Raw genomic sequence first — 23,902 nt, forward strand, 5'->3', positions numbered from 1 at the left:
TCAAGGGGAGGGAGACCCGACTGCAGGCTTCGGCTCTGTCGTCTCCCTCCCCCTTGTGGGGAGGGTAGCGCAGCTAGGCGGAGCCTTAGCGGAGCTGGGTGGGGGTGGCCACCCGCACGGGGCCAGAGGCTAAAGCCTGATCAACCCCGCCGCGGTCGGCCTGAACCCGCACGCCTTGTAGAACCCATCCAGCTTCTCCTCATAATCGACATGCAGCCAATGCGCGCCGCGCTCGCGGGCGGCGTCGGCCACCTGCCGCACCAGCTCCTTGGCAATGCCGCGGCGCTGGAAAGCGGGGTCCACAGTCGTATCGAGCAGGAAAGCGTGGACGCCGCCGTCCCAGGCGACATTGACGTAGCCGACCATGCGGGTACCGGCATAAGCGCAGGCGTGGGTGAGGCTGCGGGTAAGGATGAAGGCGAGGTCGCCGCCCCAGTCGTCGCCCCAGGCGGCGCGCCACAGCGGGGCCAGTTCTTCCTCGCTCGGGAACGGATCGAGCCGGTAGGCGATCTCGATGCCAGTGTTGTCTTTAGTTTCCTGCATGCAGTTCCGTTCCGGCGAGGCCTTCGATGATCGGGCAATCGGGACGGTGATCGCCATCGCAGGCATCGGCGAGGGTGGCGAGGGTGTGGCGCATCTCGCCGAGCAGCCGGATCTTCTGGTCGAGTTCGGCGATGTGGCTCTGGGTCAGCGCCTTGACGTCGGCGCTCGAGCGCTGCGTATCGCCCCAGAGGCGGAGCAGATCGCGGATTTCGTCCATCGAGAAGCCGAGGTCGCGAGCGCGGCGGATGAAACCGAGACGGTGGATGTCATGATGGCCGTAATCGCGATAATTGCTGTCGCGCCGGTCGGCATTGGGAATGAGGCCGATGGATTCGTAGTGACGGATCATCTTGGCCGATACGCCGGTGAGCCGGGAGGCCTCGCCGATCTGCATGGGAACACCTATCTGAACAATGTGCTTGACCTTACCATGATGGGAAGGTGCAGAACAGGGCCCAGTACGATTTCGTTTGTCGCGTCTCCGCCGGGCTCAGCCGCCGGGAGACGTTCTACAGGAGCCGAGCATGGATCACGCTGAACACAAGCATTCGCACGGGTCAGGGGGCGCGGTCAGTCGCGACCCGGTCTGCGGCATGACCGTCGATATGGCCAAGACACCGCACCGCACCATGCATGAGGGCCGCGAGATCGGCTTCTGCAGTGGCGGCTGCAAGGCCAAGTTCGAGGCGGAGCCGGCAAAGTACCTGACGGCGACCGACCCGGTCTGCGGCATGCAGGTGGATCGGACGACCGCCAAACACATGCTGAAGCACGAGGGGACGCGCTACTATTTCTGCAGCGCCGGGTGCCTCAGCAAGTTCGAAGCCGAGCCGCAGAAATACCTCAATGCACCGAAGGACGACGCCTGCGGCTGCGGGGATGGGCATGGGCATGATCACGGCACCGCCGCGAAGGGTGGACACGATCATGCGGGCCACGACCACAGCCACCACGGCCACTCGCATGGCGCGCCGCCGGTCGACCCGTCGACCGTCGCGGCAGGGACCAAGTGGACCTGCCCGATGCATCCGGAGATCGTCAAGGACGGCCCGGGCGATTGCCCGATCTGTGGCATGGCGCTCGAGCCGATGGTGGCCTCGCTCGATGACGGCCCGAACCCCGAACTCGTCGATTTCACCCGCCGGCTATGGGTGAGCGCCGGGCTGTCGATCCCGATCCTCATCATCTCGATGGGCGGCATGGTCGGCCTGCCGGTGCGCGAGTGGATCGGCGAGCCGCTGGCCACCTGGATCGAAATGGCATTGGCCACGCCGGTGGTGCTGTGGGCGGCCTGGCCGTTCTTCCGGCGCTTCTGGAACTCGCTCAAGAACCGCTCGCCCAATATGTGGACGTTGATCGGGCTCGGAGTGGGCGCGGCCTACCTGTTCTCGGTGGTGGCGGTGCTGTTCCCGCAGCTGTTCCCGATGAGCATGACGCATATGAACGGCGTGCCGCCGGTGTATTTCGAAGCGGCGGCGGTGATCGTGGCGCTGGTGTTCGTCGGCCAGGTGCTGGAGCTCAGGGCCCGCGACGCCACCGGCAAGGCGATCCGGGCATTGCTCAACCTCGCGCCGAAGACGGCGCGCAAGGTGTGGCAGGGCAGGGATATCGAAGTGCCGATCGAAGAGGTGCGGGCCGGTGACTGGCTGCGGGTGCGGCCGGGCGAGGCGGTGCCGGTCGATGGCGAGGTGCTCGAAGGGCAGTCGTTCGTCGATGAATCGATGCTGACCGGCGAGCCGGTGCCGGTGGAAAAGCTGAAGGGCGAGCCGGTGACCGGCGGTACGCTGAATGGCGAGGGCAGCTTCGTCATGCAGGCGCTGCGGGTCGGTTCGGAAACCCGGCTCAGCCAGATCGTCGAGCTGGTGGGCAAGGCGCAGCGCAGCCGCGCTCCGATTCAGGCGCTGGCCGACAAGGTGGCGAACTGGTTCGTGCCCCTGGTGGTGGTGATCGCTATTGCCGCGTTCGCGGCGTGGATGATCTGGGGCCCTGGCCTCGCCGAGGCGATCGTCGCGGCGATCTCGGTGCTGATCATCGCCTGTCCCTGTGCGCTGGGTCTCGCGACGCCGATCTCGATCATGGTGGCGACCGGGCGCGGCGCGCATGCCGGCGTCTTGGTGAAGGATGCCAAGGCGCTCGAGGGCTTTGCCCGGGTCGATACGCTGATCGTCGACAAGACCGGCACGCTCACCGAGGGGAAGCCGACGCTCGACCAGGTGATCCCGGTGAAGGGCGTCGACGAAGGCTTCGTGCTGGCTGTCGCCGCGGCGCTCGAAAAGCACTCGGAGCACCCGATCGGCACAGCGGTGGTCAAGGGCGCCGAGGTGCGGGGCGCGCGGGTCTACGAGGCCGAAGGCTTCACCTCGCTCACCGGGCGCGGCATCAAGGGAATGGTCGGCGGCAAGCCGGCGCTGCTCGGCAACCTCAAGCTGTTCAAGGAGCAGAACATCACCGTCGACGACAAGCTGGCGGGGCTGCTCGAGCAGCAGGCTGGCTCGGGCAAGACGGCGATCCTCGTCGCCCATGATGGGGTGGCGATCGGCGTGGTGACGGTGTCGGACCCGATCAAAGCGGGGGCAAAGGAAGCGATCGCGGCGCTGCGGGCCGATGGCGTGGCGATGGTGATGGCGACGGGCGATGCCAGGGGCACCGCCGAAGCGGTGGGGCGCGAGCTCGGCCTCAGCGAGGTACAGGCGGGCATGGCGCCCGAGGACAAGCACACGCTGATCGAGAGCCTGAAGGCCAAGGGCAAGTCGGTGGCGTTCGCCGGTGACGGCGTCAACGATGCGCCGGCGCTGGCGGCAGCCGATGTCGGGGTGGCAATGGGCACCGGGGCGGATGTGGCGATCGAAAGCGCCGGTATCACGCTCTTGAAGGGCGAGCTCAACGGCATCGTCAAGGCGCGCAAGCTTTCCAAGGCGACGCTCAGCAATATCAAGCTGAACCTGCTGTTCGCCTTCGGCTACAACGCGCTGGGCATTCCGGTGGCGGCGGGCGTGCTCTACCCGCTGACCGGCTGGCTGCTCTCGCCAATGCTCGCTGCGGCGGCCATGGCGCTGAGCTCGGTGAGCGTCATCGCCAACGCGCTGCGGCTGAACTCGGTGAAGTTGTAGCGTCGGCCACGGACGGGAGACGGCCAAAAGCCGTCTCCGCGGGGACTCTCAGATCACCCCCACAGCCTGCCCACGCCTCGACGGCGACCCGCGCGAGCCGCTCTCATGAGCAATGCTGCTGAGGTACTTGGCCGGCGGTTTGCCGAGCGCCTTCTTGAACATGGTGATGAAGGATGCGACCGACGCGTAGCCGAGATCAGCCGAGACCTGCTGAACCGTCACGCCGTCGGACAATTCGCGTATCGCGACAATCAGATGCAGCTGCTGCCGCCAGCGACCGAAGGTCAATCCTGTCTCCTGAACCACCAGGCGGCTGAGGCTGCTCTCGCTCATCGCCACGCGCCCAGCCCAGACGCCCAACGTCGCGCGGTCGGCGGGATTGGCTGCAAGTGCGTTCACTATGGTGGCGAGACGTGGCTCTGCGGACACCGGCAGATGCAGCTGTTGCACGGGCATCAGCGGCAATTGGGCCAGGAGGACCTTGATCAGCAGATCATCGATTTCGTTCGCGTTCTCGCGGTCGGCAAGTTCAATGATCAGTTCGCGCAGCAGTGGCGAAATTGAGAGGGTGCAGCATTGGTCTGGGAGCTCGACCGCACCGGGCTCCAGGTACACGAAGAAGAGCCTGGCATTGGCGGTCGCGATGTTGCTGTGTGGAAGACTGCCGGGTATCCACACCGCGCAATGTGGTGGCACCATCCAGAGGCCATTCGGAATGCGGCACGTGACCCCACCCGCCAGCGCGAAAACCAACTGCCCCTTGCGGTGCTGATGCTCGGGTACTTCCGCTCTCGCCTCGCCGACGTCGATCCGCACCGACACTGCCGGGGCGGAGATCCGGTCTACGTCCAGGTCCGTCCATGGGTATTGAAGCGCCTGCCGCATGTTTAACCGTCACGCATTTGACCGTTTTCAATAATGAATTGCCATTATATCGAAATTCATGTGCCGCGAAAGGCGCTACACGTTTGGCGGCGCCCCCGCGGGCTTGGTCGATCGAGAGGTAACTCATGGCAAACGTGGTCATTGTGCCGGGCGGCTGGCATGGCGGATGCGAACTTTCGCCCTTCGCACGCAGGTTGCGCGCTCTCGGGCATGACGTCTTCACGCCAACCCTCACGGGACTGGGTGAGAGATCGCACCTGGCGGTCATGCGGCCAAACCTGGACACGCACATCGAGGACGTGACGAACGTCGTTGAATTCGAGGACCTCTCGAATGTGGTTCTCTGCGCGCACAGTTACGGCGGGATGGTGATCACAGGCGTGGCGGATCGGCTGGCCGAGCGCATATCGGCGCTCGTCTATATCGACGCGCTGGTGCCGGAGGACGGTGACTCCTGGTGGCGGCTGATGAACGACTATTTCCGAACCATCGCCATCGAAGGAGCCGACGGCGACGGCTTCGGCGTTAGCCCGCCAGCGGGCATGGACGTCCGCTGCCGGCCACACCCTTTGGCGTCGTTTCTCCAGACCATCCATCTGACCGGGCGGTGGCAGGAGGTTCGTGAAAAGCTCTTCGTCTATGCGACCGGCTGGAGCGACAGCCCATTCCCGCCGACCGTTGCTCGCCTGAGGAAACTGCCGGACTGGCGGATCGAGGAGTTGCCAGTTCGGCATAACGTCATCGCCGCGGCCCCAGAGCAGTTCCTGGCCATCCTGACAACGCTCAACGCGATGCAGTGATTACGGCGCCCGCCGACCGCTTGCGTCTCCCAACTCACATCGGAGCGGAAACCGTCACGCTCGGGTCGTAGCGGTAGGTGGCCCGGGTGGCGGTGGTCTTGCCGGCGGCGGTCGAGGTGCCGAGAATCAGCAGCGGCAGTTTGGTGGCCGGGTCAGCATAAAGCGTCGATGAACTTTCGACGCCGGCCATGGCGAAGTCGTACTTGAAGGCGAGGTAGTCCTTGCCCTCGAAATTCTGGCTTCCGAGGCATTCGGCGCCTGCCACCTGGTCGATCATCCCGGCGGCGCCGCTGATGCCGGCCGTCATCTGGGCGGCCATGCTGTCGGGCATTGCTGTCCAGGCGCCGCCCATCTGCATCCAGGCCTTGCCGTCATGCACGGTCATTTCCTGCGTCGCGCCACCGATATGGGTGGTGGCGTGGATCGACGCCGGGGGTACGACTTCGGCAGTCATGGTCATATCGTCGGAAACGAGTTCCATCACATAGGGGCCGCCGGTGAGCGAGCCGGTGAGGACCGATTTCAGGTCGGCGAGGCAGTCGGCCTGGGCGGGAGCGGTGAAGGCGATGGCGGATAATGCGGCAAGGGTGGCGATGCGCATGGGAGTCTCTCCGTTGAAGGCGGCGAACGTGCGCGGCCGAGGATGAAGCGGTGATGAACGCCGCGGAGCTGGTGCGAGCTGACCCCCACCCCTGTCCCCTCCCCCCGTAGGGACGCGGTAGGGGGTCAGCCCGCGCCGGATTTGCGTTGGTTCAACGCCTGGTTCCGAATGAACGTCCAACGTCGCATTGACCACTGACATGTCAGAGAACTAGAAAGCGCCAAGGTTTCTCCGGGGCGCACATGGCCAATCTCGACAAGTATCTCACCATCGAAGACCTGATGAAGGCCGCGAAGCGCCGCGTGCCCAAGATGTTTTTCGACTACGCGGACTCGGGGTCGTGGACCGAGAGCACCTATCGCGACAACACCACCGACTTCGAAAAGATCAAGCTCAGGCAGCGCGTGGCGGTCAATCTCGAGAACCGTAACCTCGCGACGACGATGATGGGCCAGCCGGTGTCGATGCCGGTGGCGATCGCCCCGGTGGGGTCGACCGGCATGCAGTCGGCCGACGGCGAGATCAAGGCGGCGCGGGCGGCGGAGAAGTTCGGCATCCCGTTCACCCTCTCGACCATGGCGATCTGCTCGATCGAGGACGTGGCCGAGAACACCACCAAGCCGTTCTGGTTCCAGCTCTACGTGATGCGCGACAAGCCGTTCATCGAACGGCTGATCGACCGCGCCAAGGCGGCCAAGTGCCCGGTGCTGGTGTTGACGATGGACCTGCAGATTCTTGGGCAGCGCCACAAGGATATCCGCAACGGGCTGAAGGCGCCGCCGCCGATCACCCCGAAATTCCTGTTCGAGATCGCCACCAAGCCGGCCTGGGCCTTGGGCATGCTGGGCACCAAACGCCGCACCTTCCGCAATATTGCCGGCCACGTCACCGAGGCGGTGGACCTTGCCTCGCTCAGCCAGTGGACGGCGACGCAGTTCGACCTGACGCTGAACTGGAAGGACATCGCCTGGATCAAGAAGCGCTTCGGCGGTCCGGTGATCGTCAAGGGCATCCTCGATGCCGAGGATGCCCGGCTGGCGGTGGAGAATGGCGCCGACGGCATCATCGTCTCCAACCATGGCGGGCGGCAGCTCGACAGCGCGCCCTCGACCATCCGGGTGCTGCCCGAGATCGTCGATGCGGTGGGCAACCGCACCGAAGTGCTGATGGATTCGGGCATCCGCTCCGGTCAGGACGTGCTGAAGGCGCTGGCGCTCGGCGCCAAGGGCACCTTTGTCGGCCGCGCCATGGCCTTCGGGCTGGGCGCCGGCGGCGAGGCGGGCGTCACCCGGGCGCTGCAGATCATCAACAAGGAGATGGACGTCACCATGGCCCTGATGGGCGAGCGCGACGTCAGGAATATCGGGCTCCACAATATCTACTCGAACGACCTGCAGAAGCGGCAGGGCTACTGAGCTGGCGGGGATAATCACCGCACGATTGCGATGCACGGGGCCGACGCTGTCGCATCCCTCAAGGGGGAGGGGAGCAGTGGTAGGCGGGGATCGCTGCTCCCCGCCCATCCTGCATCAGGCGGTAAGAGCCGCTTCGCGCTCGTCGGCGATTGACCAGTTGTAGATGCAACGATCGAGGCCGATGGCGATTTCGACCACCAGCACGTCGATCTCGCGCGTCCCGTTCTTGCCGGTGACCACAGCCTTCTGCGGGAAATCGGTGCGGCGGGAGATGGAGGTGACCTCCATCCATTTGTCGCCATTGTCCACCTCGATATCCATGGTGATCTCGGAATAGGCCGGCAGCCGGTCAGACGGCACGATACGGGTCGGCAGGCGGGTCACCGCGGCGATCATCCGGCGCACCGGTTCGAGCACCGCGGTGTGGTAGTCGTTGGCGGTATCGGCGGCATAGGCGCACTGGAACTCCATCTGCCAGAACTCCTTGAGCCGGACGTGCCGGGTCGATTGGTCCTGCTCGCGGCGGAACGACTTGCCGGCCTGCCAGACGCAGAACGGCAGCCGGGTTTTGGCGTGAGTGTTGAGCTGGTGCGTCATGTAGACATAGGTCGAGGGCGTGGTCTCCGGCCGAAGCACCAGTTCGCGCTCGGTGTCGGAACTGCGCTGCGGCACGTAGATATCGTCCGGGCCGTAGGCCGATGAGATCAGTTCGCGCGGCGTCAGGATCGGCGCTTCGACGCGCCGGATATCCCAGGCGGGGTTGATCGAGCGGAGGAGCACGGTGACCTCGGCCGAAATGTAGGAGATGGCGCTGTCGCGCAGGCGGATTTCGCGCTCGTTCCAGTGGACGAGCCCGTTGGCGTCATAAAGGGAAAGCATGCTGCTCTCTCGTTCTAGCGGTGTGGGGATGTGGTTCGGGCTTTACGTCTCCGGCGGGCGGAGACGGCGCATGCCGAACCCCCGCGTCTAGCCGAAGACGCCCATACCTCGACGACCGGCGCCACGGAGCGCGGCCGGAACGATGGATGCAGCAATGTTCGCAGACTGGAACATGGGCGCGAACCTATGCGAGCGTGTGCCGCGGCGCAAGCGCCCGCGTCAGACGCCGCCCCAGGCACCGCCCGGCGCGCCGTCCGGACGCCAGGTGAGCTGCTGGTACACCTTCTTTGCCACCGCCTGCATCTGCACTTCGGGCAGATCACCGACGACCGTGCAGGTGATCTTGTCGTTGGCCCAGTAGAAGGCGTCGAGATTGTCGCGCGCCGTGAACTCCTTGTCGGTGCGGCGGTCGGGCAAGGCGGCGGTGATGTAGACGGTGACCCGCTCCTGTGCGGCGTTCTCGTACATCAGTTGCGCGGCGGGGCCGGTGGGCTCTGCGCCATAGCCGGGCAGCAGCCGGCCGCCGACCAGGGTGAAACCGTCGGCGGCAAGGTCGGGTGGGTTGATCGGGCGCTCGACGCGGTTGGACAGCCACGAGACGAGGTGTTCCTTGTCGGCGGCGGCGACTTCGACGGCGTGGCGGTTTTCCTTGACGTAGAGGGCGTGCGCCGAGACCGCCGAGGCGATCAGCTCCTGGCGCGGCGGCGGGCTGAAATAGTCGCGGCCGGCCCAGCCGAGGGCGCCGCCCAGCGCCAGCGTCACCACCGCCGCGGCGGCGGCCTGCGCCCAGCCGAAGCTGCGGGTAGCGGCGGGTGAGCGGGCGATCAGATGCGGGTCGAGCCGCGATGGCACGGTCTCGTCGGCCGTGCTGCCGAACAGCGCGGTCAGCGCCTCGTTCTGGCGCTGCCAGTTGACCAGTTCGGCGGCCTTGTCGGGATGGGCAGCGAGCCAGGCCTCGACCTCGGCGGCACGCTCCGGCGGCAGCTGGCCATCGACAAAGGCGTGCAGGTCAGTTTCGGAAATTGGGGCGAGGTTCGTCATTTGACCGACCTCAATCTGGGTTCCTCGCCGCTGCCGGTCAATGCGCGGAGCGCCGCCCGGGCGCGGCCGAGGCGTGACATCAACGTGCCGGCGGGAATGCCGAGGACATCGGCGGCGTCCTGGTAGCTCATGCCTTCAAGCACGACCAGCAGCAGCGCCTCGCGCTGGTCGTCAGGCAGGCGGTCGATGGCGCGGGACATTTCGGCGAGGGCGATACGGCCCGGCTGGGCCGGAGGCACCGCGGGTTCGGAAACAAGGCTGTCGATGGGAACGTGCTCTCCACGGCGGCGCTCGAAGCGAAGGTCGTTGCGCCAGAGGTTGATCAGGATGCGGAACAGCCAGGCCTGCAGCGGTCCGGTCGGGGCGAACAGGCTCCGCTTGCGGATCGCCCGTTCGAGGCAATCCTGGACGAGGTCGTCGGCGCGGTCGGCGTTGCGCGTCAGCGCGCGCGCATAGCGGCGCAACGCCGGAACCGTCGCCTCGATCTCATCCAGGAAGTCCATGTGGCTCTGGCCGGCTTACTTTTCGACGGCAGTGTGCCAGACCTCGCCAACCATGTCGCCGGTGGTGTCGCCAGGCTTCTCGTCCTTCACCCAGAAGTAGAGCGGCCAGCCCTTGTAGGCCCACATCTTGGAGCCGTCGGTGCGGTCAACCAGGGTGAAATCGCCCTCGGGCTTAGCGCCGGCATCAGCGATCAGCGGCGGCCAGTTCTCGGCGCACTTGTCATAGCAGTTGGTGACGCCGACAGCGTCCTTGTCGAAGGTGTAGAGCGTCATGTCGTTGGCGCCGACCAGCACTTCCTTGCCGCCGATCTCCATCGTCTTGATGGCGCCACCGACATAATCCTCGGCGATGGCGGCAGTGGCGAACAGGGCGAGCGCGGCAGCGCCGAGCGTGACTGCAAGTTTCATGATGTCCCTCCGTTGGGCTTTTCGGGCACGGGCATTAGGCCGCGCCTCATTGTCTCCAACACCGCAGCTCGGGGTTTATTCCCGCGGCCGAACGATTTTGTGAGGAATTTGATCACGCTGCCACAGCGTCGAGGTTCGCGGCGGGTGGACAGCCGCAGTAACGCCTGTTCATCTACGCACAAGGCCGGATGGGACGGCCAGGCAACAGCCAAGGAGGACTACCTGAATGAAGAGGCGTGAATTCTTCAAGTCGGCCACCGCGATCACCGCCAGTGCCGCAGCAGCGACAACCCTCGCCGCGCCAGCGCTGGCGCAGAGCCAGCCCAAGGTAAGCTGGCGGTTGGCGTCGTCGTTCCCCAAGGGACTCGACACCATCTATGGCGGCGGCGAAACGCTGGCGAAATATGTGAGCGAGGCGACCGACGGGAATTTCACCATCGATGTGTTCGCCGCCGGCGAAATCGTGCCGCCGTTCGAAGTGGTGGATGCGGTTTCGGCCGGTACGGTCGAGATGGCCCACACCGTCGGGTATTATTTCTCCGGCAAGGACGTCGCCTGGGCGGCACTGGCCGCCATCCCGTTCTCGCTCAATGCGCGTGGCATGAGCGCCTGGTACTATCACGGCGGCGGATTGGATCTGTCGAACGAGTTCTTCGCCAACTACAACATCGTCGGCTTTCCGTGCGGCAATACCGCCGCGCAGATGGGTGGCTGGTTCCGCAAGGAGATCAACTCGATCGCGGACCTGCAGGGCCTCAAGATGCGTATCGGCTTTGCCGGGGCGATCATGAGCAAGCTCGGCGTGATTCCGACGCCGATGCCGGGTGGCGAAATCTACAACGCGCTGGAGAAGGGCACCCTCGATGCGGCCGAGTGGGTGGGGCCCTATGACGACGAGAAGCTCGGTTTCCAGAAGGTCGCGCCGTACTACTACTATCCGGGCTGGTGGGAAGGTGGCCCGACCGTGCATGCGTTGATCGGCAAGGCAAAGTTCGAAGAACTGCCGCCGGCCTACCAGTCACTGCTGAAGACCGCCTGCCAGGCGACGAGCAACGACATGCTGGCCAAGTACGACTATGTGAACCCCACTGCGCTGAAGCAGCTGGTGGCGGCCGGGGCGCAGCTCAAACCGTTCAGCCCGGCAATCATGGAAGCGGCCTTCAAGGCGTCGACCGAGGCCTATGCCGAGTTCGAGGCATCGAGCCCGAACTTCAAGAAGATCTGGGACTCGATCAAGGCGTTCCGCAAGGACCACTACCTGTGGAACCAGGTTGCCGAGCTCAACTTCGACGCGTTCCTGCAGGCGCAGCAGCGCAACAACGCACTGTAAGGTTGGCACCGGGGCGGCGGTTCGTTCCGCCGCCTCCGTCCACCCGGCCGTTCAGTAGTCATCCCCGCGAAAGCGGGGATCTCTGTTTTTTGGGGCTCGCATCGCAAACGGAGGTTCCCGCTTTCGCGGGAATGACCCGGTGGGAGAGGCCAGACCGGGGTCAGTTGAAGCTCGGCGGAGGCGGGGCTTCGTACGCTGGCGCTGGCGCCCCGAACGAGGGTGGAGGCTGCGCCTCGAAGCTCGGGGCGGGGGTTGCGCCGCCGCCGCTCGACGGCAGCACGATCTCGACCGTGTTGAGGTCGACCTCCGATGGCTTATCGAGGAAGAAGGTCACCAGCTCGGGGAAGGCGATGAGGATGCCGACGAGGATCAGCTGCAAGATCAGCCAGGGGATGGCGCCCATATAGATGTCACGGGTTTTGACCTTGTCGCGGGGGACGATGCCGCGCAGGTAGAACAGCGCGAAGCCGAAGGGCGGGTGCATGAAGCTGGTCTGCATGTTGGCGCAGATCATCACGCCGAACCAGACCAGGTTGATCCCCATGGCTTCGGCGACCGGCGCCAGCAGCGGGATGACGATGAAGGCGATCTCGAAGAAATCGAGGAAGAACGCCAACACGAAAATGAAGATGTTGACGAAGATCAGGAAGCCGACCACGCCGCCGGGCAGGTGAGAGAGCAGGTGCTCGATCCAGTGACCGCCGCCGACGCCCTGGAAGACGAGGCTGAAGACGCGGGCGCCCAACAGGATGAACACCACCATAGCGGTGAGCCGCATGGTCGAGTTCATGCCCTCCCACATCAGCCCCCAGCTCAGCCGGCGGTTGAACCAGGCGAGGAGGATGGCGCCGACGACGCCCATGGCGCCCGCTTCGGTGGGGGTGACAAGACCGAGCAAGATGGTGCCGAGCACGATGAAGATCAGCGCCAGGCTCGGCACCGTGCCGCGGATGATCTTCTTCCACAATGGCCAGCCGCGCAGGGTGCGGGCCTCGGGGGGCAGGGCCGGCACATCCTCGGGGCGGAAGATCGACAGGATGAACACCCAGCCCATGAATAAGAGGACCTGGACGATCGAGGCGCCGGTGGCGCCGATATACATTTCGCCCGGCGAGCGCTGCAGCTGATCGGCGAGGACGATCAGCACCAGTGAAGGCGGAATCAGCTGGGTGATGGTGCCGGATGCGGCGATGACGCCGGTGGCGTGGCGCACATTGTAGCCGTAGCGCATCATCACCGGCAGCGAGATCAGCCCCATGGCGATCACAGAGGCGGCGACGGTGCCGGTGATGGCGCCGAGAATGGCGCCGACGATGATCACCGCGTAGCTCAGCCCGCCGCGAATGCCGCCGAACAGCTGGCCAAAACCATCGAGCAGATCCTCGGCGAGGCCGGATTTCTCGAGGATCACCCCCATGAAGGTGAAGAATGGGATGGCCAGCAGCAGCTCGTTACTGAGCACGCCGTAGAGCTGGTAGGTGAGGTTGCCGAGGAAGTTCGGCGCGATCAGCCCGAGCTCGATGGCGACGAGGCCGGAAAAGAGGCCGATCGCCGCGAGCGAGAAGGCGGCTGGGTAACCGATGATGAGAAACACCACCAGCCCGCCGAACATGATCGGCGCCATGTTTTCGCGGATCATGTCGATCATTGCAGCGGCTTCTCGTAGGCGAACTCGCGGACATAATCCGTGGTGAGCGCGGCGATGCACTTGATGATCTCGGCGATGCCCTGCAGCAGCAGCACACCGAAGCCGAGCGGCAGCATCAACCGCACCGGCCAGCGTGGCAGGCCACCGGCGGCGTTGGACATGATGTTCTGCGTCCAGGCCTGCAGGAACCACGGCCAGGTGAACCAGATCAGGAGGATGCAGAGCGGCAGCAGGAAGAACAGCCCGCCGAGCAGGTCGATCCAGGTTCGCGCCCGCTCACTGATGGCGCCATAGAACAGGTCGACGCGTACGTGTTCGTTGAGCTTCAGCGTCCAGGCGCCGCCCAGCATCACCATGCCGCCGAACATGTACCAGACCGACTCGCTGAGGACGTTGGAATACTGGGTGTAGAACCACACCAGGCCACCGAACACGCCGCCGCCATAGCTGCGCTCGAGCCAGATCATGCCGCTGATCGAATAGCGGAAAATCGCGTTGAAGGCCGAGACCAGCGCCGAGAACAGCACCAGCCAGATGGCGATAAGGCCGACCTGGCGGCTCAATTCGTCAATGATGCGCGTAAAGCGCAAAGCCAGCGCCATAGGCAGCTGTTCCCCCGGCCCTCGTTCCTGTCCGGCCCGCTCTGCTGGCGAAGTCCAGACCGCAAGGCAACATGTGTCGGCGGGTCGCGTCAACCGCCACGCAGACGGTTTGTTGTGAACTGGTACATTTGACAACAAAAGTTGTCTATTGTAGCAGGGTGCATGGATAACACCACCGCGGTATTGCTCGAGGATGCGGACAAGGCGCGGCAGGCGATGACGCCGCTGCGGCTGAAGCTGTTGGCGCTGCTGCGCGAGCCGGGTTCGGCGGCAACGCTGGCGGTGGCGCTTGAGCTGCCGCGGCAGAAGGTCGGCTATCACCTGCATGCACTGGAGAAGGCGGGGCTGGTGATGCCTGCCGGCGAGCGGCAGCGGCGCGGCTTCACCGAGCGGTTGTTCGTCGCCAGGGCCGGTTCGTTCGTCGTCGATCCCTCCATTTTTGGCGTCCCGCCGGCGGTGGAAAAGCAGGATCGGTTCGCCGCCGAGCACCTGGTGGCGCGGTCAGCCGAGACGGTGCGTGAGGTGACGCGGATGCAGGCCGCCGCGGCAGATGAGGGTACGCGGCTGCTCACCTTCACCATTGAGGCGGATATCGGCTTTGCCGCGCCGCAGGATATCGAGGCCTTTGCCGAGCGGCTGACGGCGATGGTCGCGGGCCTGGCCGAAGAGTTTGCGCCGAAGGCCGAGGGCCGGCGCTACCGGCTGCTGATCGGCGGGCACCCGGCGATCAAGGCCAAGAGGCCAGACAAGATCAACTGAGGGAGTTGCAGATGGTTGAGAAGCAGGACCGGGTTATCGTCGAGATGACCATCGCGGCGCCGATCGAGACTGTGTGGGCGGCGCTGCGCGACCCCGCGCAGATGCTCAACTGGTTCGGCTGGGACGCCGATACGCTGAAAGACGAAATCCAGTTCATCTTCTTCGAACATGCCACCGCGGATGCGGCCAACAAGGTCGTTGCCATCCACGAGCACGAGGGGATTGCCGACCGGATGGAGCTCAGAACCGCGCCTGGCGGCACGGTCCTGCGCGTGGTGCGCAGCAGCGCGGTGACCGGCGACTGGAATGCGTTCTACGAGGATACCTGGGAGGGCTGGACGACGTTCTTCCAGCAACTGCGGCACTATCTCGAGCGGCACCCGGGAGCGAAACGGCGGACGCTGTTCCTGTCGGGCAAGCTGCAGGCGCCGGGGGCGCTGCCGGTCGAAGCGCTGGGGCTCAAGCCGCTATGGAGCGCCGCTGCGGGCAGCAAGGCGGCATTCGAGCTGCCGGTGGGTGAGCGGGTGGCGGGTACTGTGTGGCACCACTCGGGGCACCAGGTGGGGATGAGCGTCGATGGCTGGGGCGATGGGCTCATGGTGATCACCGACCAGCCGGCGCCGAATGGCGGACCCAACGGCGGCGGCACCGCGGTGCTGACGACGTTCGGGCTGTCGGACGCGGTGTTCGCGGCGCTGCAGCAGCGCTGGACGGCGTGGTGGGGCGAGCGGTTCGTGAAGGTGGGTTGACGGATAGAGACGGCCCGCTCCCGGCCTCCCCCATAAAGGGGGAGGTGAAGAGCCGAGGCTCTGTCTTCGATCGTGCCAACCACACCGGCGGGGCACCTCCCCCTTTATGGGGGAGGATGGGAGGGGGGCGTCTGCTTCAGTAATAGAGGGGCTATTACCCCTCCAGCCACTGCACCTGCTCAGGCGTCAGCTTGATGTCGAAGGCGTTCATGCTGTCGTCGAGTTCGCCCAGCTTGCGCGGGCCGATCAGCGGGATGGACGGGAAGTCCTGCGCCAGCACATAGGCGAGGGCCACGTGGATCGGGCTCTTGCCGAGCTTGGTGGCCAGTTCGATCGCCCGGTCGCGGCGGACGAAGTTCTGCTCATTGTACCAGACGCGGACCATCTCCTCGTTGTCGCGCTTATCGCGGCCGGCGAGGTCGGTGAAGAAGCCGCGGGCCTGGCTCGACCAGGAGAAGTTCGGGATCTGGCGATCCTTCAGCCACTGCTTCCACTCCGCGGTCGACGAGGTGACGCAGCCGGCCCAGATCGGGTCGAGCATCTCGGCAAGGGCGAAGTTGTTGGAGAGTGCCCCGGGCCGCTGCTTGCCGTGCTTGTCGGCATAGGCGATGGCCTCGTCGAAACGCTCGCGGGTCCAGTTGGAGCCGCCGAACGGCCCGCGGATGCGGCCCTTCTTCACCTCGGCATCCATGGCGTCGACGAACTCGCCGACCGGCACGTCGAGATTGTCGCGGTGCATGAAGTAGACGTCGACATAGTCGGTCTGCAGGCGATCGAGCGATTGGGTCAACTGCTTGGAGATGACGTCCGGGTAGACCAGCGGACTATGGGCGCCCTTGCCGATCACCACGGCCTCTTCGCGCACGCCGCGCGACTTCTGCCACTCGCCGAACAGCTTTTCGGTGTAGCCGCCGGCGTAAATGAAGGCGGTGTCGAAGATGTTGCCGCCCTTTTCCCAGAACGCATCGAGGAGGATGGCGCCCGAAGCGAAGGTGCGGAAATCCTCGAAGCCGAGGGCAGCGGCGGAGGCCGGCTTCTGCACACCCGGGATGGTGCGCTTGGGGATCACCGTGCCGCCGGATTTGAGCGGCCGGCCCGACAGCGTGTTGATGCGGCGGGTCGACTTCTCGATGCTGAACTCGATGCCGGCATCGGCGCGCCATTTGTCGAGCGCGCGGGCCTGGCCAAGACTGTCGGCCCAGGTCATGCCCGGCGCGGTCAGCTCCTGCCGGCCGGCGAGGATGGCTTCGGCAGCCGCATCCGCCTCGAACGAGAACAGGTGCTTCTGCTTGCCGACGCTGATCGTCTCGCGGCTGCCGTCATTGCGGATGATGTCGATCTTGCCGTTACCGCCTTCGCGCCCGCCATCGGCGAACCAGAAGTTCGGCACTTCGATGCGGCCATCGGAGCCGAGGATGCGCAGCACGTTGTCCTGGTTGACGAACACCGAGCAGCTGACCTCAGCAATGATGCCGTTCTCGAACTGCAGCAGCGCCGCAGCCCAGTCATCGGTGCCCTCGGCATTGAGGCGGGCCATGCCGGACACCTTCACCGGATCGGCGAACGGCCGCCCGAGCGAGGCGCCGGCGATGAAGCGCGACATCGAGACCGGGTAGCCGCCGACATCGAGGATGCCGCCGCCGGCCAGTTCGGAGGCGAAGATGCGGTGGTCGGGGATGAACTTGCCCATCTGGAAGCCGAAGCTCGACTTGATGGCGCGCACTTCGCCGATGGTGCCGGAATTCACCAGCTCCCAGAGCTTCTGGGTCTGCGGGTGGAGGCGGTACATGAAGGCTTCGCCAACGAAGGTGCCGGCCTTCTTGTGCGCATGGATCACCGCGTCGACCTCGAAGGCGGTCAGCGCCATCGGCTTTTCGACCAGCACGTGCTTACCGGCTTCGGCCGCCTTGATCGCCCACTCGGCGTGGCCGGTATGGGGCAAAGCGAGATAGACCGCATCGACGTTGGGGTCGGCGAGCAAGGCGTCATAGCCGTGGATGACACGGGCGCCCGGGAAATCCTCGGCGAGGCCGGGCTTGTTCGGGTTGCGGGTGGCGATGGCTTCGAGCTTGCCGAGGCGCGAGTCCTTGAGGCCGCGGGTGAAGTCCTTGGCGATGGCGCCCGGGCCGATGATCCCCCAGCGGATCGGTGCGGTGATTTTGGTCAATTGGAAGTCCTCTTCGAAATCGGAAGAACGGCGCCGCGCCGCGCGGAGCCTGGGTGGAAATGCTGTCAGCGCAGCCGCTTGCCGGCGGCGTCGAACAGGAAGGCGTGCCGGGCGCTGATCGCGACGGTGAGGCTGTCGAGAGCGCCATGGTCGCGCGATTCCTCGCGCTCGATGATGAGCTGCTCGCCGCCCGGCGCCCGGGCATAGAGGTAGCTGGTCTGGCCGAGATGCTCGGCCACGTCGATGCCAACGGTGATGTCGCTGTCCCCCTTGCCGGCATCGGCGAAGTGCTCCGGCCGAACCCCCAGGGTGACTTTATCGCCCTTGTTGGCACTGGAATCGGCGATCGGCAACGCGACCTTCGTACCCCCGTGGTTGGCGAGCGCGACGACCAGCTTGCCGTTGTCGCGATCCACCACTTCGGCGGCCATGAAGTTCATTTTGGGCGAACCGATGAAGCCGGCGACGAACAGGTTGTCGGGGTTGTCATAGAGTTGCAGCGGGGCGCCGACCTGGGCGATCTCGCCCTCGCGCAGCACCACGATCTTATCGGCCAGCGTCATCGCCTCGACCTGGTCGTGGGTGACGTAGATCATCGTCGCCTTGAGTTCCTTGTGCAGCCGCGCGATCTCGATGCGCATGTGGACGCGTAGCTCGGCATCGAGGTTCGACAGCGGTTCGTCGAACAGGAACACCTGCGGGTGCCGGACGATGGCACGGCCGATGGCGACGCGCTGGCGCTGGCCGCCGGAGAGTTGCTTGGGCAGCCGATCGAGCAGCGGGTCGAGTTCGAGGATGCGCGAGGCTTCCTTCACCTGCTTTTCGATCTCGTCCTTGGGCTTGCCGGCAAAGCGCAGCGCGAAGCCCATGTTCTCGCGCACCGTCATATGCGGGTAGAGCGCATAGGTCTGGAACACCATGGCGATGCCGCGCTTGCTGGGATCGACATCGTTCATGCGCTCGCCGCCGATATCGAGCTCACCCGAGGTGATCGGCTCGAGTCCGGCGATCATGCGTAGGAGGGTAGACTTGCCGCAGCCGGACGGGCCGACGAAGACCACGAACTCGCTGCTGTTGATGTCGAGGTCGACGCCCTTGATCACTTCGAGGTTGCCAAAGGCCTTGCGGATGCCCCTCAGCTTCAGATTGCTCATGTTGAGAGACCTTATTTGACCGCGCCCAGCATGCCTTCGACGAAGCGGCGCTGGAGCACGAAGAAGATGAGGAGGGTGGGGAGCGTGGCGAGGATGGTCCCCACCATGATGACGCCCCATTCGGGATAGTAGGCCGAGCTCAGCGACTGGATCACCAGGGTGATGGTCTTCTGCTCGTTGGTCTGCAGGACGATCAGCGGCCACAGGTAGTTGTTCCAGTTGGCCATGAACACGATGATGATGGCCGCCGCATAGGTCGAGCGCATCACCGGCAGGTAGACATAGAGGAAGATCTGCCACTCCTTGAGCCCGTCGATGCGGGCCGCGTCGCGCAGTTCCGACGGGAAGGCCTTCGTCGCCTGGCGGAAATAGAAGATGATGAAGATCGAGGCGATGGCCGGGAGCAGGATCGCGGCGTAGGTGTTGATGAGCTTGAGGTTGGCCATCATGATGAACAGCGGGATCATCAGGGCGGCGAACGGGATCGACAGCATCAGCAGCAAGGCGCCGAAGATCTTCTCGCGGAAGCGGGATTTGAACATCTCGAAGCCGTAACCGGCCAGCGAGGAGATGATCAGCGTCAGCACCGTCCCGACAATGGCGAGAAACGCCGAGTTCCAGAAGATGCGTGGCGCGTCGACCGTGGTGAAGAAGGTGACGATATTGGCCCATAGCGCATTGCCGAGGGTCGCCTTGCCGGTGAGCACGTCGGCGGCCGTGTTGGTGCTCGAGACGAACATCCAGATGAACGGGAAGATCGAAACGAAGGCGGCGATGCTGAGCAGCAGGTAGACGAGACCGCGGCTCACCAGCGCGAGCAGGTTGAACGAGGGGTTCGAACGCCGCGCCGCAATCGCAGGGCTGAGTTCGGTGGCTTGATCGAGCGTGCTCATCGACGGTCCCTCGCGACCAGAAACTGCAGGAAGCTCAGGATGCCGACCAGCACCACGATGACGTAGGAGACAGTCGAGGCGTAGCCGAAGTTCGGCATGAACTTGAAGGTCAGGTTGTAGATGTAGAGCGACAGGGTGAGCGTCGAATCCGACGGGCCGCCCAGGGTCAGCACATTGACCTCGTCGAACAGCTGCAGCGTGCCGATGGTGGAGATCACCGAGGTGAACAGGATCACCGGCTTCAGCATCGGCACGGTGATGTACCAGAAGCGAGCCCAGGCCGGCACGCCATCGATGCGCGCTGCTTCATAGATCGAGCGGTCGATGTTCTGCATCGCGGCCAGATAGAAAATCATGTTGTAGCCGGTCCAGCGCCAGGTGATGGCGGAGATCACCACGACCTTGGCCCAGAACGGGTCGCCCAGCCACGGGATCGGGTCGGCGATGAGCCCGCTGGCGAGCAGGAAATCGTTGATCACGCCGTCATTGGCGAACATCGACTTGAACAGGATCGAGTAGGCCACCAGCGAGGTGATGCAGGGGAGGAAGATGGCGGTGCGGAAGAAGCCGCGGCCCCACAGCCTCGTGTCGTTCAGCGCTGTCGCGAACAGCAGCGCCAGCACCAGCATGATCGGGACCTGGATGATCAGGAAGGTGAAGGTGTTGCCGAGGGCACGCAGGAAGATCGGATCCTGCGTCAGGCGCACGATATTGGCGAAGCCGCCAAAGCTGAAATTCATCCCGCGACCGGTCTGGAAGCTCATCCAGAGCGACCAGACGATGGGGTAGACCATGAAGAGCCCAAGCAGCACCAAGGCGGGCATAACGAAGAGCCAGCCGTTGATCTGCTCGGAACGCTCGAGTTTCGTTTGTGCTGCCACGCAAACGCTCCCGCCCAAAAAGATGCCAATGACATTTGCCGCCCGGGGGGCGGCAATATGCCGGAGATGGGGGCGGGCGAACCCGCCCCCGGGGAGGATCTTACTGGATCTGCTGCTTCACCTGGGCGTCGATGGCCGCGATGGCCTCATCGACCGAACCGCCCTTGGCGAGGGCCGGAAGCTGCGCGACGATCGCCGCATCGACTTCCTGGGTGAAGATGCCGTAGTTCACGGCCGGCACGGCAGCGAGCCAATCGGAGAAGTTCTGCCACACGGCCTGGCCGCCGAAATACTCGTCGCTGGCCTTGTATGCGGCGCCTTCACGAGCGGCGAGGAGCGAGCCGAGCGCACCCTGGTCGACGAGGATCTTCTGGTAGAAGTCGACGTCCTTGCCCCAGACCGTGGCGAGGAAGTCAGAGGCTTCGTTCTTTTCAGCCGAGGACGAGAGCACGTACCAGCTCGAGCCGCCGAGGTTTGAGGCGTGGGTGGCGCCTTCGACGTTCGAGAGCTTGGGCAGCGGCGCAACGCCCCACTTGCCGGACTGGTTGGCGGCCTTGATGGTGGCGGTCATCCACACGCCGGTATAGACGGCGGCGGTCTCACCCGAGACGAACGCACCGGTATATTCGTTCCAGCCGGCGACGGGCTTGTAGATCTCGGGGGTCTGCAGCAGCTTCGAATAGGTCTCGAGCGCCGCCTTGAAGGTCGGGCTGCCGGCGATGTCGGCCTGCCCATCGGGCGTGAAGTACCACTTGCCGGCCGATTGCAGCATGATGCGGATGGTGCCCGCGTCATTGATGTCGACGCCGAGCAGCGGGTGGCCGGTCTTCTCCTTGACGGTCTTGCCGATGTCGATCAGCTGCTCCCAGGTGATATCCTGCAGCGCCGCGGCATCGAAGCCGGCTTCCGAGAGGTAGTCGGAGCGGTAGAACAGGCCCGTGACGCCGGAGTCGAAGGGCAGCGAGTAGGTCTGGCCGTTCACCGTGGCAAGCTCGACCTTATAGGGCGCGAAGCCGGCATAATCGACCTTGCCGTTGAGCGGCTCGAAGGCGCCGGGGAACGACTGCAGGTATTTCTGCGCGCCGTAATCTTCGATCAGCACGATATCAGGCAGGCCGTCGGTGGCGCCCGAAGCGAGCTGCGCCTGCAGCTTCTGTTCGAGGTCGGCCTTGGCAAAATCGACGATGTTGAAGGTCACGTCCGGGTGCGCCGCGGTGTAGCGGGCGGCGGCTTCCTTCATGGTCGCGCCGTTGAAGTTGGGGTCCCAGCACCAGACAGTGACTTCGGCTGCCGAAACAGCGGCGATGGACAGTAGGCTGACGCCGAACGCCAGGCCGAGCGTGCTGCGCCACCGCGAATGGATGCGATCCATGTAATCCTCCCGTTTTCATTTGGCTCACCTTGGGCAAGCGTGGTTAGAATATGCGACCAAAGGCGCATGTCCGCGACAAAGGGAAACTCGACTTGGCGGAAAGTAAGGTGCATGAGCGTGCGGTCTACCAGCCGCATGCAGGCAGCGTCGAAGCCCATCCGACGATCCTGTCGACCTTCCATAACCACCCGCTGGTGATGCTGAAGCCGCACTGGCACGCACAGGTCGAAGTCAATTTCATCGTCGCCGGCACCGTGCACTACCGCATGCACACCCACGACCTGACCCTGAGCGCCGGGCAGATGGTGCTGTTCTGGGGCGGGCTGCCGCACCAGATGGATGATCTCTCCGACGACGCAATCTATGCCGGGGCGCATCTGCCGCTGATGCATTTCTTCCGGCTGCGGCTGCCCGAGGATGTGCCGCACCGGCTGATGCAGGGGACGACCCTGCTGAGCTGCACGCCCGATGATTCCGATGCGCACAATTTCGCGCGCTGGAACCGCTATGCCCGCTCGGGCGATGTGGTGAAGGCACAGCACGCGGTGGACGAGCTGTTGCTGCGGCTCGAGCGGGTGCGGTTCGAACCGTACGAGCTGGTGGGTGACAGCAAGGCAGCCGGCCACGCGGTCGAAACCGCCGAAGTGCAGTCGTCGCGCAATGTCGGCAAGATGTGTGACTACATCGCCGAGAATTTCCTGCACGAGATCGACTCCGTCGATATCGCGCGGGCGGCGAACCTCCACCCGAAATACGCCATGAGCATCTTCAAGCGCTCGACCGGCATGACGCTCAACGAGTACGTCAGCCTGTTGCGGCTCAGCTACGCGCAGGCGCTGCTGCTGCGCGACGACGCCAATGTGCTGCGCGTCGCGATGGAATCGGGGTTCGGCTCACTCAGCGCCTTCAACAAGTCGTTCCGCAAGATCGCCGGCATGTCCCCGTCGGATTTCCGGCGCGACGCCTTCATCCCCGGAGCGCTCGCCTCCTGAGCTTGAACTTTTGCGCATCGGCATTGTAACGATGCGAAACTTCCAGCGCGGGGATGCTCAATGTTCGTAGTGGGTGGCGAAAGCCTGATCGACCTGATCTCGGAGCCGGTCGGGGCCGATGGGGTGATCCGGCTCGTGGCGCACCAGGGCGGCTCGCCCTATAACTGCGCCATCGCGCTTTCGAAGCTCGGCAACGATACCGGCTTCCTCTGTCCGATCAGCACCGATGGCCTCGGTACCTACCTCCTGGCGCCACTGGCGGAAGCCGGGGTGAAGCCGCTGCTCGCCGAGCGGGTGGAGGCCTACACGACGCTGGCGGTGGTGACGTTCGATGCCAAGAAAAGCGCGCAATACGGTTTCTATCGCAACGCCGATCGCGCCTTCACCCGCGAGGGGCTGATCGCGGCGCTGCCCGCCAAACTCGAGGCGTTCCAGGTCGGCGGCTTCTGCCCGATCGAACCCGAGGATGCAGCGATCTGGCTGGATGTGGCCAGGGAAGCGGCGCGGCGGGGCGCGACGCTGACCATGGACCCCAATGTGCGGCCATCGCTGGTGCCGGATTTTGCCGGCTACAAGGCGCGGCTCTCGAGTTTCCTCGACATCGTCAACCTGGTGAAGGTGTCGATCGAGGACCTGGCTTCGCTGGAACAGAGCCGCGCAGTGCGCGCCACCGAGCTGACGGCCGCCGAGGTCGAGGCGCTGGTGAGCAAGTACGTGGCCGATTTCCTTGGCCGAGCCAATTGCGAGCTGGTGATCGTCACCTTCGGCGACGAGGGCAGCCGAGCCTTCACTAAATCGGGCTCGGCGAAGCAGGGCGTTTACCCCGCCGTGCCGTTCGGCGACACGGTGGGGGCCGGCGACACGCTGATGGCGGCGGTACTGACGCTGCTCAACGAGCAGGGCAACCTCAAGCCGGGCAAGCCTGGCGCCATGGATGATGCGGCGCTCGCGACGATGCTGCGCTTCGGCGCGGTGGCGGCAGGGCTCAACTGCCAGTTCGTCGGCTGCCACCCGCCGACCCGCGGCGAAGTCGACGCGGTGCTGGCAAAGGGTTAGCCGCCGCCACGCGCCATGGTTCAACTCACAGGGACGTCATTCCCGCGCAGGCGGGAACCTAGTGGGATGCTGCGGCACCTGCTGGAGCTGAGAGATCCCACCGGGTCCCCGCCT

General features: G+C 64.9%; 23 protein-coding genes. 8 read left to right on the forward strand and 15 right to left on the reverse strand.

The genetic code is table 11. The features are described from left to right. Positions 1–129: 129 nt before the first annotated feature. The gene (locus tag ASC68_RS19230) at positions 130–543 is read right to left on the reverse strand and encodes a GNAT family N-acetyltransferase (RefSeq protein ID WP_055882874.1); all 414 of its coding nucleotides are present in this window, start codon (positions 541–543) and stop codon (positions 130–132) included. Next, a complete protein-coding gene (gene cueR, locus ASC68_RS19235) occupies positions 530–937 on the reverse strand; it encodes a Cu(I)-responsive transcriptional regulator (RefSeq protein ID WP_055882876.1) in 408 nt (135 codons plus the stop codon). The genes ASC68_RS19230 and cueR overlap by 14 nt, the downstream gene beginning before the upstream one ends. 130 nt (positions 938–1,067) lie before the next feature. Here cueR and ASC68_RS19240 point away from each other — a divergent pair, with 130 nt between their 5' ends. Next, a complete protein-coding gene (locus ASC68_RS19240; RefSeq protein ID WP_055882877.1) occupies positions 1,068–3,653 on the forward strand; it encodes a heavy metal translocating P-type ATPase in 2,586 nt (861 codons plus the stop codon). A gap of 48 nt (positions 3,654–3,701) precedes the next feature. Here the strand turns inward: ASC68_RS19240 and ASC68_RS19245 are convergent, their stop codons facing one another. Further along, the gene (locus ASC68_RS19245) at positions 3,702–4,538 is read right to left on the reverse strand and encodes a helix-turn-helix transcriptional regulator (protein ID WP_055882879.1); all 837 of its coding nucleotides are present in this window, start codon (positions 4,536–4,538) and stop codon (positions 3,702–3,704) included. 125 nt (positions 4,539–4,663) lie between these two features. Between ASC68_RS19245 and ASC68_RS19250 the strand changes: the two genes are divergently transcribed. Beyond that, positions 4,664–5,338: an alpha/beta hydrolase gene (locus ASC68_RS19250; protein ID WP_055882881.1), complete on the forward strand. Its 675-nt coding sequence runs from the start codon at positions 4,664–4,666 to the stop codon at positions 5,336–5,338. A 34-nt stretch (positions 5,339–5,372) separates the two neighbouring features. On the opposite strand, the gene ASC68_RS19255 is transcribed toward ASC68_RS19250, so the two are convergent. Next, positions 5,373–5,939 (reverse strand): hypothetical protein, encoded by a 567-nt coding sequence (locus ASC68_RS19255; RefSeq protein ID WP_055882882.1) that lies wholly within the window; start codon positions 5,937–5,939, stop codon positions 5,373–5,375. A gap of 242 nt (positions 5,940–6,181) precedes the next feature. On the opposite strand from ASC68_RS19255, the gene ASC68_RS19260 reads away from it, so the two are divergent. Then, complete coding sequence (locus ASC68_RS19260; protein ID WP_055882884.1) at positions 6,182–7,354, forward strand: alpha-hydroxy acid oxidase; 1,173 nt, start codon at positions 6,182–6,184, stop codon at positions 7,352–7,354. Between the two features lie 114 nt (positions 7,355–7,468). Here ASC68_RS19260 and ASC68_RS19265 read toward each other — a convergent pair whose 3' ends face one another. The 4 genes from ASC68_RS19265 to ASC68_RS19280 all read right to left on the reverse strand — a co-directional run bounded on the left by ASC68_RS19265 (position 7,469) and on the right by ASC68_RS19280 (position 10,185). Then, complete coding sequence (locus ASC68_RS19265) at positions 7,469–8,233, reverse strand: aminoacyl--tRNA ligase-related protein (protein ID WP_055882886.1); 765 nt, start codon at positions 8,231–8,233, stop codon at positions 7,469–7,471. A gap of 219 nt (positions 8,234–8,452) precedes the next feature. Further along, a complete protein-coding gene (locus tag ASC68_RS19270; RefSeq protein ID WP_055882888.1) occupies positions 8,453–9,274 on the reverse strand; it encodes an anti-sigma factor in 822 nt (273 codons plus the stop codon). Then, complete coding sequence (locus tag ASC68_RS19275) at positions 9,271–9,777, reverse strand: sigma-70 family RNA polymerase sigma factor (RefSeq protein ID WP_055882890.1); 507 nt, start codon at positions 9,775–9,777, stop codon at positions 9,271–9,273. The genes ASC68_RS19270 and ASC68_RS19275 overlap by 4 nt, the downstream gene beginning before the upstream one ends. A gap of 15 nt (positions 9,778–9,792) precedes the next feature. Continuing rightward, positions 9,793–10,185, reverse strand: coding sequence for a hypothetical protein (locus tag ASC68_RS19280; protein WP_055882892.1), 393 nt, complete (start codon positions 10,183–10,185; stop codon positions 9,793–9,795). 226 nt (positions 10,186–10,411) lie between these two features. Between ASC68_RS19280 and ASC68_RS19285 the strand changes: the two genes are divergently transcribed. After that, on the forward strand, positions 10,412–11,515 hold the full coding sequence (locus tag ASC68_RS19285) for a TRAP transporter substrate-binding protein (protein WP_055882894.1): 1,104 nt from the start codon (positions 10,412–10,414) through the stop codon (positions 11,513–11,515). A 160-nt stretch (positions 11,516–11,675) separates the two neighbouring features. Here ASC68_RS19285 and ASC68_RS19290 read toward each other — a convergent pair whose 3' ends face one another. Beyond that, the gene (locus tag ASC68_RS19290) at positions 11,676–13,154 is read right to left on the reverse strand and encodes a TRAP transporter large permease subunit (RefSeq protein ID WP_055883297.1); all 1,479 of its coding nucleotides are present in this window, start codon (positions 13,152–13,154) and stop codon (positions 11,676–11,678) included. 5 nt (positions 13,155–13,159) lie between these two features. Then, positions 13,160–13,765 carry a TRAP transporter small permease subunit gene (locus ASC68_RS19295; protein WP_055882896.1) on the reverse strand — a complete coding sequence of 202 codons (606 nt, stop codon included), beginning with the start codon at positions 13,763–13,765 and terminating at the stop codon, positions 13,160–13,162. Between the two features lie 162 nt (positions 13,766–13,927). Between ASC68_RS19295 and ASC68_RS19300 the strand changes: the two genes are divergently transcribed. Then, complete coding sequence (locus tag ASC68_RS19300; protein ID WP_055882898.1) at positions 13,928–14,524, forward strand: helix-turn-helix domain-containing protein; 597 nt, start codon at positions 13,928–13,930, stop codon at positions 14,522–14,524. Positions 14,525–14,535: 11 nt separating this feature from the next. Further along, entirely contained in the window at positions 14,536–15,273 is a 738-nt protein-coding gene (locus tag ASC68_RS19305) for an SRPBCC domain-containing protein (RefSeq protein ID WP_055882900.1), read from the forward strand. 154 nt (positions 15,274–15,427) lie between these two features. Here ASC68_RS19305 and ASC68_RS19310 read toward each other — a convergent pair whose 3' ends face one another. The 5 genes from ASC68_RS19310 to ASC68_RS19330 all read right to left on the reverse strand — a co-directional run bounded on the left by ASC68_RS19310 (position 15,428) and on the right by ASC68_RS19330 (position 21,740). Then, entirely contained in the window at positions 15,428–17,440 is a 2,013-nt protein-coding gene (locus tag ASC68_RS19310; protein WP_055882902.1) for an aldo/keto reductase, read from the reverse strand. A gap of 65 nt (positions 17,441–17,505) precedes the next feature. Further along, positions 17,506–18,594 carry a sn-glycerol-3-phosphate ABC transporter ATP-binding protein UgpC gene (gene ugpC, locus ASC68_RS19315; RefSeq protein WP_055882904.1) on the reverse strand — a complete coding sequence of 363 codons (1,089 nt, stop codon included), beginning with the start codon at positions 18,592–18,594 and terminating at the stop codon, positions 17,506–17,508. A gap of 11 nt (positions 18,595–18,605) precedes the next feature. After that, on the reverse strand, positions 18,606–19,487 hold the full coding sequence (locus ASC68_RS19320; protein WP_082528299.1) for a carbohydrate ABC transporter permease: 882 nt from the start codon (positions 19,485–19,487) through the stop codon (positions 18,606–18,608). Continuing rightward, entirely contained in the window at positions 19,484–20,311 is an 828-nt protein-coding gene (locus tag ASC68_RS19325) for a sugar ABC transporter permease (protein WP_082528324.1), read from the reverse strand. Before ASC68_RS19325 ends, ASC68_RS19320 begins: the two co-directional genes overlap by 4 nt. A gap of 157 nt (positions 20,312–20,468) precedes the next feature. After that, positions 20,469–21,740 carry an extracellular solute-binding protein gene (locus tag ASC68_RS19330; protein WP_055882908.1) on the reverse strand — a complete coding sequence of 424 codons (1,272 nt, stop codon included), beginning with the start codon at positions 21,738–21,740 and terminating at the stop codon, positions 20,469–20,471. 107 nt (positions 21,741–21,847) lie between these two features. Here ASC68_RS19330 and ASC68_RS19335 point away from each other — a divergent pair, with 107 nt between their 5' ends. Continuing rightward, the gene (locus tag ASC68_RS19335; protein ID WP_055883301.1) at positions 21,848–22,732 is read left to right on the forward strand and encodes a helix-turn-helix domain-containing protein; all 885 of its coding nucleotides are present in this window, start codon (positions 21,848–21,850) and stop codon (positions 22,730–22,732) included. A gap of 60 nt (positions 22,733–22,792) precedes the next feature. Next, complete coding sequence (locus tag ASC68_RS19340; protein ID WP_055882910.1) at positions 22,793–23,788, forward strand: PfkB family carbohydrate kinase; 996 nt, start codon at positions 22,793–22,795, stop codon at positions 23,786–23,788. The last annotated feature ends 114 nt before the right edge of the window (positions 23,789–23,902 follow it).

The organism is Devosia sp. Root105 (assembly GCF_001424865.1).
Lineage (GTDB): Bacteria > Pseudomonadota > Alphaproteobacteria > Rhizobiales > Devosiaceae > Devosia_A.